Raw genomic sequence first — 13,734 nt, 5'->3', positions numbered from 1 at the left:
CTTTAATTATTTGGTGTTCAACTTCGAAATAGCATCCTGAATTCCTCCTCCGGCAACCGTGAAAAAAGACGGCCCGGCCAGCAGAATCAGTTTTTTTAATTTCATTTTATCGGATAAATGCTGAGTATTTAAATAAGACTGGGCACGATAGGCGTCAAAGGCGCCCAAGACCATATTTTCTGCCACCAGAGCTGTCGGAGAATCAATTCCTGCATCTTTGATATCGCTGGCAAAGGATACGGTATGTACCTGCAGTTTCAAAGCTTCTCTCATCGCAACACTTCCTACTTCTTTCATCAATTCAGCATCGAAAGAGTTTCTGTTCCCCAGGCCGATCAACAGCAGTTTCCCGGAAGCAAGGCTTCCCTTCGGAGGATTAATTAATAAGGTTTCCAAAGCATGTCCTTTGAACTGTCCTTTTTTACGGACTTCTGTAATAATTCCTTTGAGTGCCTCATCCAGATGAACCATTCCGTTCAGTTCTTTGGGAAGCGCCGGTGGATTGAAAATATCTCCTTCCGTATACTCGAAAACACAGGCGATCTGTAAATCTGCTTTGGCGGCAGAAGGCCCCTGAACCAGCCCTACAACAGAAATTCCGTCAACAGTTCCCCATGTTTTTGAGGTTCCGACTGTTGTTTTTTCTGCGGCAGCCTGTGCTGAAACGAAGTGGGTTCCCGCAGTTACCAACACCAATACTGTAAAGATTGTTTTTGACCAATTGATGTATTTTGAAATTGAATTTTGCATAATAAATGATTTAGTAATGATTAAAATTTGAATCCCAGCCTGATATTCCAGAAAACACCGCTTTTGGCATCCTGAATGATATCTTCAATAAAAGACCCTTTGTGGAAATACTGAAGTCCGCTCACCAAAGAGAAATGTTTGTTGAAATTATAGGTAAAGCTGGTTAAATAAGCCGTTCCGATATACATTTTATCTGAGCTGCTTCCGGGACGGTTCAATGCTCCGCTTGGTCTGTATACACCATCATTCAGGGAATATCGCCAGTTGAAGACAACATCCATCTGCATTTTGAGTTGAGACGTCAGATCAAGAGTCATATATGGGTGAATATCAATTAAATTGACGGGTCCCACCTGCGGGCTGAAGCCGAAATACCCTCCTTTCGGATATAAAGGATTAAATGTATTGAGCTTGCCGTCATTTTTAGAATGATCTCCTGATATATAGTCGTTTCTCAGATTGATGCTTGGCTTGAATGTAAGGTTTTCAAAGAGATAACCGATATCTACAGATCCCGTCCAGGCACTGATCTTTTCGTTTCCAAAACGTCCGAACTGATAGGCCGCTTCCAGGTTATAGATAAATCCGCCGCCATATTTCCAGAGTCTTCCACCAACTGTGTGGCGCTTTTCTCTTGCTGTTCCGGCTTCAAAAACAGATTCGTCTCTACGGATTCCGAGATAATACAGATCCAGATTCCCCGCTTCAGGAATAATGATTTTGGAATAAAGCCCCCAAAGATTAAGCTGCTTTGAAAGGGTATTATCAAAAACGCCAGTCTTGACAGAGTCTGCCATCATTGCAAAAGCATCTACGGAAACATTTTTATAGGAATACATGATTTTAGCTCCTGTAAAAGACAGCCTTGCATTCGGCCCTTCCCTTACAGAAATTAATCTGCCGGAACCATAGTCCAGCTCCTGTCTTCCCAGTCTCACTATCAGCTTCTGATCTTCCTTATTCACCAAACCTGCATCCAGAAAGAGATTCTGAATACTCAGCTGGTCTTCATCAATGCCTCTTGAACCGTTTTTTCTTCCGTTTTGCAAAGCACTTCTGATCTGTGAAAATATTCTGAAGTTTTTCCCGAAATGCCAGTCTGCATGAAGGTCATAGCGCTGCAGGAAAAAGTCGTTGTGTCCTATGTTAAGCCTTCCCCAATCTTCATTGTTGAAATCCACATATTCATACCTTGCCTCGCCACCCAATGAGAGATAGATATCTTTCTTTTCATTGAGAGGGAGATATTTAATTTTATCATAAAAGCTTTTGGTGGAATCTTTCAGATATTCATAATTTTCATCATACCGCAGAAGTTTAAAGCTCTGGGACGATAAAGTTTCAGAACATAAAAGAACTGTTATGAAAAAAGCTTTTAAAAACAGTATTGAAGGTGCAGATTTCAACATTGAAAATGGTATATGGATTTTAGTGATTCAGCATATGGTGAGCATAGTGGATCCCTAATCCGTAAGAACTTCCGTATTTTTTCATAAGGTCAGTTACAGGACCATAGGTTTCCTGGCGTGCCCAGTCTCTCTGAAGTTCCAGGATATACTGAATGGAAGTCATGGGCTTTACTCCTGAATGGATCATTCTCTGTACCGCTCTTTCGTGCGCTTCATCGCTTACATCACCACAGGCGTCGGTAATGACATACACGTCATAGCCTTCCTCAAGTGCAGATAAAGCCGGCCCTACGATACATACACCTGTCCAAAGCCCTGCGAAAACCAGTTTTTGCTTCTGAGTTCCTGTAATAGCTTTATATGCAGCTTCATCTTCCCATGTATTCATCGTTGTTCTGTCGATATATCCTGAGGTTGCCATAGGAAATGCTTCCTCAATTTCAGGGAAAACGGGACCTGAAAAACTTTGTTCAGCAACTGTGGTGACGATGGTCGGAACATTAAATATTTTAGAAGCACCACACAGTACCGCAACGTTATTACGCAGCTCATTCATGGAGATACTTTTGGTGGCAAATGCCATTTGTCCTTCGAAATCAATCAGTACCAGTGCATGATTTTCAGGGGAAAGGAGTTTTGATGATGGTTTCATAAAGTTTATTTTATTAAATAATTGGGGTTACATTAATTGGATGATAGTTTTCTGATGAGTTCTGTACTTACAGTATCGGCGTAGATTCCGTAAGCGCTCGTCAGGATGCCTTTTACAGAATACTTGTCGGAAGCGATGCCGTAGACTACTTCCTCATCTCCCTGATCGGTATCTCCTTCAAAGCGGAATGTATATCGTATTTTAAAGTCTTCCGGAGAGACATCAAGAAAATTATTGAGCCTGATGCAATCATTTTTAAGGTTAAAATCTTCTGTATATCCTTTTTGATTAAGCCACTGAACGGCCTCAGTCAACGTATCAAAAGCTGGCTGTATCGTATTCATTGGTAAAAAATGCTGATTATTCTGTGATAAAAGCTAAAATATCTTTGTTGATGGTTGGATACTCTGTAGTCGGCATACCGTGAGGGAATCCCGGATAGGTAATCAGTTTTCCGTTCTTCAGTAATTTGGCTGATTTTATCGCTGAATTTTCAATCGGTACAATCTGGTCATCCTCACCGTGAAGAACCAATACCGGAATGTCAACAGCTTTTAAATCTTCAGTTAAATCTGTTTCTGAAAAGGCTTTGATCCCATCATAATGAGCAACAATTCCTCCCATCAATCCCTGTCTCCACCAGTTTCTCTGTACCCCATCTTTCACATCGGCACCTTCTCTGTTGTAGCCATAGAAAGGGAAAGTCAGATCATAATAAAACTGATTTCTGTTGTTCATCGTCTGTTCCCTGATATTGTCGAAAACTTCCATAGGAACGCCGTCAGGATTGTTCTCACTTTTCACCATTACCGGTGGAATGGCACTGATCAGAACCGCTTTCTTAGCTCTTCCATTCGAGTATTTATTTACATAACGGATCACTTCACCACCGCCTGTTGAATGCCCGATGTGTACAACATCTTTCAGATCTAAAAATTCAACCAGTTCTGCAGCATCAGAAGCGTATTGTTCAATTGTATGGTTGTAAATATTCTGGCTGGAACGCCCGTGGCCTCTTCTGTCGTGGGTAACTACTCTGTAGCCTTTCTGTAAAAAGAAAATCACCTGTGCATCCCAATCGTCAGACGATAAAGGCCATCCGTGGTGAAACATTAATACCGGGCCTTGCCCCTGATCTTTGTAAAAAATTTCTGTTCCGTCTTTTAATGTTAATGTGCTCATTGTTGTAATATTTTTTGAATTAAACTTATGAGCATAATGCCAAAAAACAACCCAAAACAATAAATCAATTGATTTTCAATACATTATTAAAAACAACCAGTAAATAATACTACGAAATATCGTAGTATTATGATTCACCTATTACTATTTATATAAAAAACATAGAAATGTAAGCATATAAAACATCCAAAAACATGCGGTACAAACCTAAAATTCATGCTTACATACGATTAAAAACAAAAAAAATCAGACTCAGGTCTGATTTTTAAATATATACTATTTGTAATACTTGAAAGTTATGATGAGCCGTTATTCTGCCTTTATTTGTGACAGATCAAGCCCCAGTTTTGTAAATTCTTCCTTTCCTTTCTCTGTAATATAATAATTACGGTCTGCGGGATTTTCTTTGGCAATCCAGCCTTTCTCAACGAATTGTTCTAAAAGAAGCTGTCCCAGTTTTCCGCCGATATGCTCATAGCATGTTTTGGCTGGCTTTCTGCCGGTTGATGTATTCATATTATTAGTTTATTAGTTTAATTGGTGTTATATCGATGTACTAATTCAAATGCAGATAATCCTTAATCGTTTTCAGAACTCCGAAGCTGTCATTGGTGCATGCTTCAAAATTGGCTACCTGTTTTACATTGGGATGTGCATTTTGCATAGCGTAAGAATATTTGGCATTCTTAAGCATTTCTATATCGTTCATATAGTCTCCGAAAGCCATCGTATTTTCAGGTGAGATTCCCAACGATTTCTGAAGGATTTTCAGAGCATTTCCTTTATTGATGTCCTTATTCATAACATCCAGCCAATGCGCTCCTGAAACCACTATTTCCAGTCCGAATTCCTCAAACCTTTTAAGGGCAGGATAAAGATATTTTTCCGAGCCATCCGGATGGTATACTGCTATTTTGAAGGCGGTATCATCAATTCTTTCTGTAAGATCATCCTTTTTCATATTTTCGGTGTAATATTTTGAGAAAAAATCCACAAACTGCTGATCATCAGTTTCGTAATATGCCATCTTTTTGGCTGATAATACGGCTTTGGCACCCGGTATTTCACGGACCGCTTTAATAATTTCAACGATATATTTGTATTCCAGTGTATCGGCAAAAAGTTCCTGATCTTTATAGATGACATAGCCTCCGTTTTCAGCAATAAAACCGATCTCACTTTCTATTTCTCCGAAATAATGGGTAATTCCCGGCATCTGTCTTCCGCTTGCCGGCACAAATACAATATTTCTTTTTTTCAGTTCTTTATAAACTTCTGAAAACTCGGGGCTCATTTCATGGCTGGAGTTGAGAAACGTTCCATCCATGTCCGTCACAATTAATTTAATCTCTTCCATAATTTTATTGGGAAAAACGATATTCTGTATATTGCAGAATCATAATTCGCTTATTCTTTTCAAAGATATTGATTTTATTATTTTTTCTTATAATGAATGGTGGGAAGGTTTCTTAATATTGCGGCACTCTGTTCCGGGGTGATGTCCCGCTGAGGCTCTGCCAGCATTTCGTATCCTACCATAAATTTTTTAACTTCCGCACTTCTGAGCAGCGGCGGATAAAAGTGCATATGAAAATGCCATTCCGGATGTTCTTTACCATCTGTCGGAGATTGGTGAATTCCCGCAGAATAAGGAAATGACGTTTCAAAAAGGTTGTCATATATTGTGGTCAGATCCTTGAGGACAGCAGCAAAAGATTTTTTTTCCGCTTCAGAAAATTCCGCAATATTTTCTCTTTTCTGTTTGCTGATAATCATTGTTTCGTAAGGCCACGACGCCCAAAACGGAACCAATGCGGCAAAGTGTTCATTTTCTGTGACAATGCGCTCACCAGCCGTGATTTCCTGTTCCAGATAGTCTTCCAGTAATGTTCTTTTATTCTTTTCAAAATACGATTTCAGCTGATTCTGGGTTTTCTGAACCATTGCCGGAATGGACGACTGCGCCCATATCTGACCGTGCGGATGAGGGTTGCTGCACCCCATGATGCTTCCTTTATTTTCAAAAATCTGAACATAATTGATATGGTCGAGAGCGGCCAGCTCATTGAATTGTTCCTGCCATACATCCACTACATTTTTGATGTGTTCCACAGACATTTCCGGTAAGGTAAGGCTATGATTTTCAGAAAAACAAACGACCCTGTTGATGCCGCGTTCCGGAAGAAGGGTAAAAAATACAGACTGTTGTTCAGAAAAATCAACTTCTTCATTCAGCAATGCTCCAAAATCATTGTTAAAGACATAAGTTCCTTTATATTCAGGGTTGCGGTCTCCGTTGGCACGTATATTTCCTGAACAGAGATAGCAGTGCGGGTCATATTCAGGACGGTTTTCTGCTACTGTTTCTTCTCTCTGCCCCTGCCATGGCCTGTTTGCCCGTTGTGGGGAAACGAGTATCCATTCATCCAAAAGAGGATTGTATCTTCTGTGGGGATGTTTTTTAGGGTCAAATAATGTATTCATTGGTGTATTCTTTTATCCCGTCTGAAATTTTAACCTGATAAACTTTCATTTGGATATTAAAACTTTCCAGATATTTTTTACTGATATTTTTAATCACTTCTTCAGCTTTATCTTCCTGAATCAGGTTGATACTGCAGCCACCAAAGCCTCCTCCCATCATTCTTGCTCCCAGCACACCTTCCTGCTGCAATGTGTTTTCAACCAAAAAATCAAGTTCATCGCAACTGACCTCAAATTCAGTGGACAGCCCAGTGTGGGTTTCCGTAAGAAGTCTTCCCAGGTATTCAATATTCCCTTCTGAAATAGCTTTTGATGCCATTTCCACTCTTTGGATTTCTTTCAGAATATAGAGGCATCTTTTATATGAGATACTTCCCATTTCTTCTCTTACATGATCAAGCATTGCCAACGTAAAGTCCCGGAATTTTTCGATTTCCGGAAAATTTTTCCATAAAACTTTTTTACCATGCTCAACATCTTTGCGTCTTTCATTATAGCCGGATGTCAAATGAGTATGCTTCACGCAGCTGTCGAAAAGCAAAAGGCTGTATCCCTTGAGGTCAGCATCAAAATATTGATGTTCCAGGGAATGACAGTCGAGCATAATCACTTGATTTTCCTTACCGAAAACGGAGGCAAACTGATCCATAATTCCGCACTGAACTCCTGCAAAAGTATGTTCGGATTTTTGCCCGATCACCGCGATTTCTTTTTTGGTGAGATGAAGATCAAAAAGTTCATTAAGGATATAGGCAAAACCGCATTCAAGAGCTGCCGAAGAGGAAAGCCCGGATCCCATCGGAATGGTGCTACTGAAAACAATTTCCATTCCGCAAAATTGATTTTCGGGTTTCTGCAGCTGACTGAAAACGCCCAGAATATAGTTTGCCCACATTTGCCGTACCGGTTTTATCTCCGCTGTGACATCAAATGTATATTCTTCTCCGAGATCCTTGGCTATGATGGTACAAAGGTTTGTCTGAGGGAGTTTACGGACAGCAAAACAGATGTATTTATCTATGGCAGCAGGAAGTACAAATCCATCGCTATAGTCTACATGCTCGCCGATAATATTAATTCTGCCGGGAGAAAGGAAAATATGTTCAGGCTCTTCTCTGAATTCGGCTCTAAACTTTTCTAGGGTTGGGTTGATTAACTTTTCATGCATATCAATCTTATCTGATCAAACAGATCCTGGGGATCTCAAGTATAAAACTACTGAATTTATAACAGAGAAATTTATACTTCTTAAAAATATTACTTATAAGTGTTAAATATACACTTATATTTTAATACATCATAATGCTTTACAAAAATTTTAGATCAGCTTATCAATTACTCCATGAAGTAATTAAATTCTTTACGGTATTGAGAAGGACTTTTTTGGATATATTCTTTAAAAGTTCTGTTAAAATAACTGAAGTTATTAAACCCTGATTCAAAGCAGACTTCCGTAATGCTCAAAGGTTGTTCTGCCAAAAGTTTGAGGGCATGGGTAATTCTGTATTCGTTAACAAACTGTGTAAAGGTTTTATTGGTAATTTTTTTAAAATACCGGCAAAAAGACGGTACTTTCATATTGGCAAGATCAGCCACTTCTTCAAGGGTTATGGCTTCTTTGAAATGATCTTTAACATAATTGAATATAAGATTGATTCTTTCATTGTCTTCAACCTGTGTCTGAAGGTAATATTTTCCTGCATTTAAAATCCTGTAATCCTGAGTCACAGACAGTTCATCCAATATTTTCAGAAATCTGCACAGCTTGTCGAGGGAGGAAGCATCATGCATCTCCGTAATCTCTTTCCCGATTGTTTTCTTCACTTCTTCCCCGAATACGATTCCTGCTTTTGACTTTTCAAGCAGTGCAGAAATCCTTTGCATCTCCGGAATATTCCAGATCGGTTCTCCTAAAAAATCAGGTTTAAACTGGATCACCATTTCATACTCATTATGTGTACTTTCATTGGTCAGCCCACAATGCGGAAGATTGCTTCCTATCAGTACAAGATCTCCTTCTGAAAAATAAGTGATACTGCTTCCGATCTGTCTTTTCCCGGAACCTTTGCATACAAAAATCAGCTCAACCTCAGGATGATAATGCCAGACATGTGATTTTATATTCTCATTAGTCAGAAATTTAAGGCTGGTAAAACTGCTTCCTATAGTAGGTCTTACCGCCTCAAAAGAAGGATTTACATGTTTCATAGGCCAAATACAAATAATTTCATATGCAAAATTAACAAATAATACATTAATATCATTAAACAAGGTTAATATAGTACATTAATATGAAAATTTAATTATAGCCTGAGAACTATTGCTGCCATAGCTTTGCAGTATTAATCCTAAAAGCCTTAACCCATGAGCACATTATTAAAAGCCGTATTTTTTGCAGGAGCCTTATTGTTTTCAGCAAATGTAATGAGTAAGGACAGAGATTTTTCCCTTTCCTTTGGAAACGTACAAGACAAAACCTTGAATTTTGAGCTTTCAAATGCTAAAAGTGTTTCTGTTTTTGTTTATAACACTGCACATGACGAACTATTTTCCGAAAATCTTGCGGATGGAGATCATGTGATGAAGACTTATGATTTCCAGAGCTTTACACCGGGAACGTATTATCTGGTAGCAGAATCAGAAGCGAAGATCGAAAAATACAAGATTAAAATCAATGCTGATAATGTAATGGAGGTGGAAAAAACACCTGTAAGCGCTGTACATAAGCCTGAATATACGATTTCCGGGCATATGGCCAAGCTTCACATGTCTGATGTAAAAGGACCTGTAAGCATTTCAGTGTATGACCTTTCCAATACAACATATTATACTTCGAACAAAAAATATGCTGACGGCAAGGTGGATATCACTTTTGATCTTGATCCTAAAACAGCAGATCAGTATATCATCCAGGTTGAAGAAAACGGAAATGTTTTTAATAAGATAATTTCTCTCCGATAAAACGGAATATATACAGATAGATTGACCTATCGATCATTCCAATTATTTTGGATTAAAATTTTACTTACAGTTTATTGTTTTGAGGCAGCTCCATTTCCTAACAGAAAAAGAGCTGCCTCATTTTTTAATTGTGATGGCCCATGTTCAGTTTAATCTTCTTCAGATCTTCCAGTTCGTGAACAGGACGTTCGATATCATACGGTATCGGCTTTTTGGAAAAAGTCTGGAAATACAGCAGGCAGGCATCTTTCCACCATACCGCATCTTTAGATTGAATTCTGAGTTTTGACTGAACATCGGCAAATCTCTGTTCATCAATATAAGGTTCCATTCTATCCCAGGTTTTCTGATAATCCCTTACTTTTTTTACTCCTGAATCATACGTATAGCACAGCTCATCCCATAGGGTTTTTCCATCTTTCATTGTATAATCCCACGGAACATGATGAAACCAAAGAATAAGATTCTCCGGGCAGGTTGAGATATTTCCATATCTTTCATTCAGTGGCGGAAAATACTGTGAAACAGCATTACTTCCCGTTTTTGTCCTGTCAAAACCTAACCCTTTAGCATCAGCCTGATGGTAATAGACAGGTGACCAGTCCGGTCTTCCGCCCTTATAATCTCCCCACGGTTCAGGGCCGTAGTGATGACCTCCTGCAAAGATATGGTGCAGTCCTAAAGGCATCATATAATCCACAGCGGTTTCTCTGGAAGAAAGCATGATCTCTTTTACCGGATTCAGGAAGTTCTGATCGTCTGTGAAGGTCATTTTTATCCATTCATCGGCAATCTGCTCTGAGCTCAGTTCGTGATTCCATGCTAATCTGCCAAATGCATACCAGTTGGCCTGTGCAAAATGATGACCTGTCCAGTTCGTATCTTCCCCGATATTGGCAACGGCTGAAATCGCTGAAATTTTTGCAGGTCTTAAGGTGCCGTCTGTAATTTTAGCAATCGTGGATCCCTGGCCGTCAGAATAGGTGTCGCTATCCAGTGTCTCCTTGAATAATGGAGCCAGAAAAACAAGATGATTTGAAAAGCCCAGATATTCCTGGGTGATCTGAAACTCTACCATTTCGGAAGTTTTTCTTAAAGCTCCGAAAAGTGGATTAAACGCTTCACGCGGCTGGAAATCAACAGGTCCGTTTTTGATCTGAATAATCACGTTATCCCTGAATTTACCGTCCAGAGGAACAAATTCAAGATAAGCCTGTTTGGCTCTGTCGTCTTTGCTCGGACTGTAGACAAAGGCTCTCCACATCACGATCCCGTTGTAAGGTTTCAGGGCATCGGCCATCATATTGGCTCCGTCTGCATGGGTTCTTCCGTAATCCTGAGGACCCGGCTGCCCTTCGGAATTGGCCTTCACCAAAAATCCGCCGAAATCGGGAATCAACTTGTAAATTTCAGCTGCTTTATCTTTCCACCATTTTTGTACGTCTTTATTCAACGGATCTGAATTTTGTAATCCGCCCAGCACTTTAGGTGAAGAAAAATTCACGGAAAGATATACCTTGATGCCATAAGGTCTGAAAATATCGGCCAGAACCCTTACTTTTTTAAGATAGTCTTCCCTAAGCATATTGGGCGATGCATTCACATTATTCAAAACAACGGAATTGATTCCTACAGAAGCATTGGCTCTTGCGTATTCTTCATAACGCGGCGAAACTTTCCCGGGTAAATCTTCCCATTTCCAAAGTGATCTTCCGGCATAGCCTCTTTCAATGCTTCCGTCCAGATTATCCCAATGATCCAGGACCCTTACATCATATGAAGGTTTTTCAATCGTATTTAAATGGGACAGATCGGCTTTTGTCTGCTGTAATCTTAAAATATGATAAACTCCATACAACAGTCCTATTTCTTTCCCCGCAGAAATAACAATTTTTTCAGGCGTGGAAACAATTTTGTAGCCGTCTTTCAGGTTTTTCTCTTTGTTTTCGGTACGAAGTTCCACCGCCTGCCCCTGCCAGTGGCTGCTCAGCTCTTTTCTGGCAATGTTCAGTGTGGGACTGTTCCCTTTGGAAATAATTTTATCTGCCGATATTCCGTTTTTTGCAGGAAACCGAAGCCAGAGCTGACTTCCGTCCTCCGCGAAGGCCAGTAACGGAATGATCAGAAAAAATAGAATATTGAGTCTCAGATATCGCATTGAAAAATTTTAAATTATTAAAGATGGCTATGACTGGTCATCAAGACCTTCAATCGTTTTGATTTTGCCTTCGTTATCGTATTCCAGTTCAATCACTTTCATGCTTCTCAGCCAGGTTTTACCGCCACTCGGAACAGAATCATGGAAAAACAGATACCATTTCCCTTTGAATTCCACAATACTATGATGAGTAGTCCAACCTACCACCGGAGTAAGAATTTCTCCCTGAAAAGTAAACGGACCGTAAGGATTATCCCCGGTTGCATAGCAAATCAGGTGGGTGTCTCCTGTAGAATATGAAAAATAGTACTTACCATTGTACTGATGCATCCATGATGCTTCAAAAAAGCGGTGTTTATCACCATGAAGCAGCGGTTTTCCATTTTCATCAATGATGACAACGTCTTTAGGAGCTTCCGCAAATTCAAGCATATCATCGCTCAGCAGAGCCACTTTTGAATGGATTGCGGGTTCATCATTTTCTGGAATTACAGCAGATTCAAGTGCTTTATTATCTCTGTAACGCTGTAATTGTCCACCCCAGATTCCTCCGAAGTACATATAATATTTACCTTTATCTTCAAAAATGCAGGGATCGATGCTGTAACTTCCCATCATCGGATGTTTTTCAGGAATGAAAGGCCCGTAAGGTTTATCGCTCACGGCAACACCGATTCTGAAAATATCATTCTGATCTTTTAGGGGAAAGTACATATAATATTTGCCGTCTTTAAAGGCAACATCGCAATCCCAAAGCTGTCTTCCCGCCCATGGAATATCCTTTACCGAAAGGACCACGCCATGATCTTTAATTTCTCCGCTGTCCACATCATCCATTGAGAAAACATGGTAATCATTCATATCGAAGTGGTCTCCGTTATCGTTTTCTTCAATTCCGCTTTCGCGGTCGTGAGAAGGATAGATATAGATTTTATCTTCAAAAACGTGAACGGAAGGATCTGCCATATAATCTTCCGGGAATAAATATTTTGATTTTTTCATTAAGTAAAAATTCTATTGATTTTAATTTTTCTCTGCCAGTTTTATTATTTTTTGTACCACAGGTTTCTCCTGGTCTTTCCTGTCAAACAGCAACGGGTAATCTGTTCTTCCTTTCACCGGAAAATCGTTTTTCCAGGACTGCTTATCGGTAACTCCCCATAAGGTAACTCTTCTTATTTTATCTTTATGTTGCAAGAACAAGCCAAAGAAATCAAGGTAACGTTTTTCCCATTTCATTTCTACCTCTTTGGGAAGTCCTTTGGTGTAAGGATTCATTTCTTTCTGATAGGCAACAGTATCTGAAACGTTGGCAGAACTGCCCCATGGAGAAGGCAGCGCACTAATTTCCAGTTCTGTAATATTGACTTTAACTCCGGCATTGGAATAGGCCAGAATTGCTTTTCCATATTCATCGATAGAAGGGTTATCCATTCCGACATGGGCCTGCATTCCTACTCCATCAATACGGATTCCTCTTGATTTAAGTTTTTCAACCATTGCAATGACTGTTTTTACCTTTTCAGGATACCATTCATTATAATCGTTGTAATATAATTCTGCATTGGGATCAGCCTCCTGTGCATACTGAAATGCCAAAGGAATAAAATCTTCACCCAGGATTTCGTAAAATTTACTCTTTCTATAGGTTCCGTCTTCAAGAATGGCCTCATTGACCACATCCCATCCTTTTACTTTTCCTTTGTAACGGGAAACTACGGTTGTAATGTGGTTTTTCATGCGCTGTTTCAATACTTCAGGAGAAACATCTTTTCCATTTTTATCTGTAAAAAACCATTTTGGAAGCTGGGAATGCCAGATTAGTGTATGCCCGATGATGAACATCTTATTTTTCAGTCCGAAATCAACAAATTTATCGGCATCATCAAAGAAGAACTTTCCTTCCTGAGGCTGCAGGAACATCGATTTCATACAGTTTTCAGCAACAACGGAGCTGAATTGTTTTTTGATAATCGCTGCAGCTTTCTGATCTGTGCCGTCAATCTGGGGAAGGCTCATGGCAGTTCCGATATAGAATTTATCCTGAAATGCTTTTTTTAAAGTACCGTCAGACTTCTGTGCCGACAGCCCGGAAGCGGTAAGAGCCGCCAAACCAATTAAAATACGTTTCATAGTAA

General features: G+C 39.6%; 14 protein-coding genes. 1 reads left to right on the top strand and 13 read right to left on the bottom strand.

Translation table 11 applies throughout. From position 1 onward, the window contains the following. Positions 1-6: 6 nt before the first annotated feature. The 10 genes from V0410_RS01905 to V0410_RS01860 all read right to left on the bottom strand — a co-directional run bounded on the left by V0410_RS01905 (position 7) and on the right by V0410_RS01860 (position 8,685). Positions 7-750 (bottom strand): M17 family peptidase N-terminal domain-containing protein, encoded by a 744-nt coding sequence (locus V0410_RS01905; protein WP_330746095.1) that lies wholly within the window; start codon positions 748-750, stop codon positions 7-9. Positions 751-770: 20 nt separating this feature from the next. After that, positions 771-2,159 carry an alginate export family protein gene (locus V0410_RS01900; RefSeq protein ID WP_330746094.1) on the bottom strand — a complete coding sequence of 463 codons (1,389 nt, stop codon included), beginning with the start codon at positions 2,157-2,159 and terminating at the stop codon, positions 771-773. 19 nt (positions 2,160-2,178) lie between these two features. Continuing rightward, positions 2,179-2,811, bottom strand: a complete 633-nt coding sequence (locus V0410_RS01895) for a hydrolase (protein WP_330746093.1) — start codon at positions 2,809-2,811, stop codon at positions 2,179-2,181. Positions 2,812-2,843: 32 nt separating this feature from the next. Beyond that, complete coding sequence (locus tag V0410_RS01890) at positions 2,844-3,155, bottom strand: phosphoribosylpyrophosphate synthetase (protein ID WP_330746092.1); 312 nt, start codon at positions 3,153-3,155, stop codon at positions 2,844-2,846. Between the two features lie 16 nt (positions 3,156-3,171). Further along, entirely contained in the window at positions 3,172-3,993 is an 822-nt protein-coding gene (locus V0410_RS01885) for an alpha/beta fold hydrolase (RefSeq protein WP_330746091.1), read from the bottom strand. A 309-nt stretch (positions 3,994-4,302) separates the two neighbouring features. After that, positions 4,303-4,509 carry an ArsR family transcriptional regulator gene (locus tag V0410_RS01880; RefSeq protein WP_330746090.1) on the bottom strand — a complete coding sequence of 69 codons (207 nt, stop codon included), beginning with the start codon at positions 4,507-4,509 and terminating at the stop codon, positions 4,303-4,305. Between the two features lie 40 nt (positions 4,510-4,549). Beyond that, positions 4,550-5,350 (bottom strand): Cof-type HAD-IIB family hydrolase, encoded by an 801-nt coding sequence (locus tag V0410_RS01875; RefSeq protein ID WP_330746089.1) that lies wholly within the window; start codon positions 5,348-5,350, stop codon positions 4,550-4,552. Positions 5,351-5,427: 77 nt separating this feature from the next. Further along, on the bottom strand, positions 5,428-6,477 hold the full coding sequence (locus V0410_RS01870) for a UDP-glucose--hexose-1-phosphate uridylyltransferase (RefSeq protein WP_330746088.1): 1,050 nt from the start codon (positions 6,475-6,477) through the stop codon (positions 5,428-5,430). Next, on the bottom strand, positions 6,461-7,645 hold the full coding sequence (gene galK, locus V0410_RS01865) for a galactokinase (RefSeq protein WP_330746087.1): 1,185 nt from the start codon (positions 7,643-7,645) through the stop codon (positions 6,461-6,463). The genes V0410_RS01870 and galK overlap by 17 nt, the downstream gene beginning before the upstream one ends. Before the next feature lie 167 nt (positions 7,646-7,812). Beyond that, complete coding sequence (locus V0410_RS01860) at positions 7,813-8,685, bottom strand: AraC family transcriptional regulator (protein ID WP_330746086.1); 873 nt, start codon at positions 8,683-8,685, stop codon at positions 7,813-7,815. Between the two features lie 156 nt (positions 8,686-8,841). Between V0410_RS01860 and V0410_RS01855 the strand changes: the two genes are divergently transcribed. Further along, positions 8,842-9,438 (top strand): hypothetical protein, encoded by a 597-nt coding sequence (locus tag V0410_RS01855; RefSeq protein ID WP_278353373.1) that lies wholly within the window; start codon positions 8,842-8,844, stop codon positions 9,436-9,438. Positions 9,439-9,562: 124 nt separating this feature from the next. Here the strand turns inward: V0410_RS01855 and V0410_RS01850 are convergent, their stop codons facing one another. The 3 genes from V0410_RS01850 to V0410_RS01840 are packed head-to-tail and all read right to left on the bottom strand — an operon-like array spanning position 9,563 to position 13,729. After that, on the bottom strand, positions 9,563-11,596 hold the full coding sequence (locus tag V0410_RS01850) for an alpha-glucuronidase (RefSeq protein ID WP_330746085.1): 2,034 nt from the start codon (positions 11,594-11,596) through the stop codon (positions 9,563-9,565). A gap of 27 nt (positions 11,597-11,623) precedes the next feature. Further along, complete coding sequence (locus V0410_RS01845; protein ID WP_330746084.1) at positions 11,624-12,598, bottom strand: glycoside hydrolase family 43 protein; 975 nt, start codon at positions 12,596-12,598, stop codon at positions 11,624-11,626. 21 nt (positions 12,599-12,619) lie between these two features. After that, positions 12,620-13,729, bottom strand: a complete 1,110-nt coding sequence (locus V0410_RS01840) for an endo-1,4-beta-xylanase (RefSeq protein ID WP_330746083.1) — start codon at positions 13,727-13,729, stop codon at positions 12,620-12,622. Positions 13,730-13,734: the final 5 nt, after the last annotated feature.

Origin of the sequence: Chryseobacterium sp. CP-77 (assembly GCF_036362765.1) — a bacterium.
Taxonomy (GTDB): Bacteria; Bacteroidota; Bacteroidia; order Flavobacteriales; family Weeksellaceae; genus Chryseobacterium; species Chryseobacterium cupriresistens.
This window is presented reverse-complemented; position numbering and strand designations above follow the sequence as displayed.

Coding starts and splice junctions, on each gene's coding strand:
- V0410_RS01905 (WP_330746095.1), bottom strand. CDS start 750: ATGCAAAATTCAATTTCAAAATACATCAATTGGTCAAAAACAATCTTT.
- V0410_RS01900 (WP_330746094.1), bottom strand. CDS start 2,159: ATGTTGAAATCTGCACCTTCAATACTGTTTTTAAAAGCTTTTTTCATA.
- V0410_RS01895 (WP_330746093.1), bottom strand. CDS start 2,811: ATGAAACCATCATCAAAACTCCTTTCCCCTGAAAATCATGCACTGGTA.
- V0410_RS01890 (WP_330746092.1), bottom strand. CDS start 3,155: ATGAATACGATACAGCCAGCTTTTGATACGTTGACTGAGGCCGTTCAG.
- V0410_RS01885 (WP_330746091.1), bottom strand. CDS start 3,993: ATGAGCACATTAACATTAAAAGACGGAACAGAAATTTTTTACAAAGAT.
- V0410_RS01880 (WP_330746090.1), bottom strand. CDS start 4,509: ATGAATACATCAACCGGCAGAAAGCCAGCCAAAACATGCTATGAGCAT.
- V0410_RS01875 (WP_330746089.1), bottom strand. CDS start 5,350: ATGGAAGAGATTAAATTAATTGTGACGGACATGGATGGAACGTTTCTC.
- V0410_RS01870 (WP_330746088.1), bottom strand. CDS start 6,477: ATGAATACATTATTTGACCCTAAAAAACATCCCCACAGAAGATACAAT.
- galK (WP_330746087.1), bottom strand. CDS start 7,645: ATGCATGAAAAGTTAATCAACCCAACCCTAGAAAAGTTTAGAGCCGAA.
- V0410_RS01860 (WP_330746086.1), bottom strand. CDS start 8,685: ATGAAACATGTAAATCCTTCTTTTGAGGCGGTAAGACCTACTATAGGA.
- V0410_RS01855 (WP_278353373.1), top strand. CDS start 8,842: ATGAGCACATTATTAAAAGCCGTATTTTTTGCAGGAGCCTTATTGTTT.
- V0410_RS01850 (WP_330746085.1), bottom strand. CDS start 11,596: ATGCGATATCTGAGACTCAATATTCTATTTTTTCTGATCATTCCGTTA.
- V0410_RS01845 (WP_330746084.1), bottom strand. CDS start 12,598: ATGAAAAAATCAAAATATTTATTCCCGGAAGATTATATGGCAGATCCT.
- V0410_RS01840 (WP_330746083.1), bottom strand. CDS start 13,729: ATGAAACGTATTTTAATTGGTTTGGCGGCTCTTACCGCTTCCGGGCTG.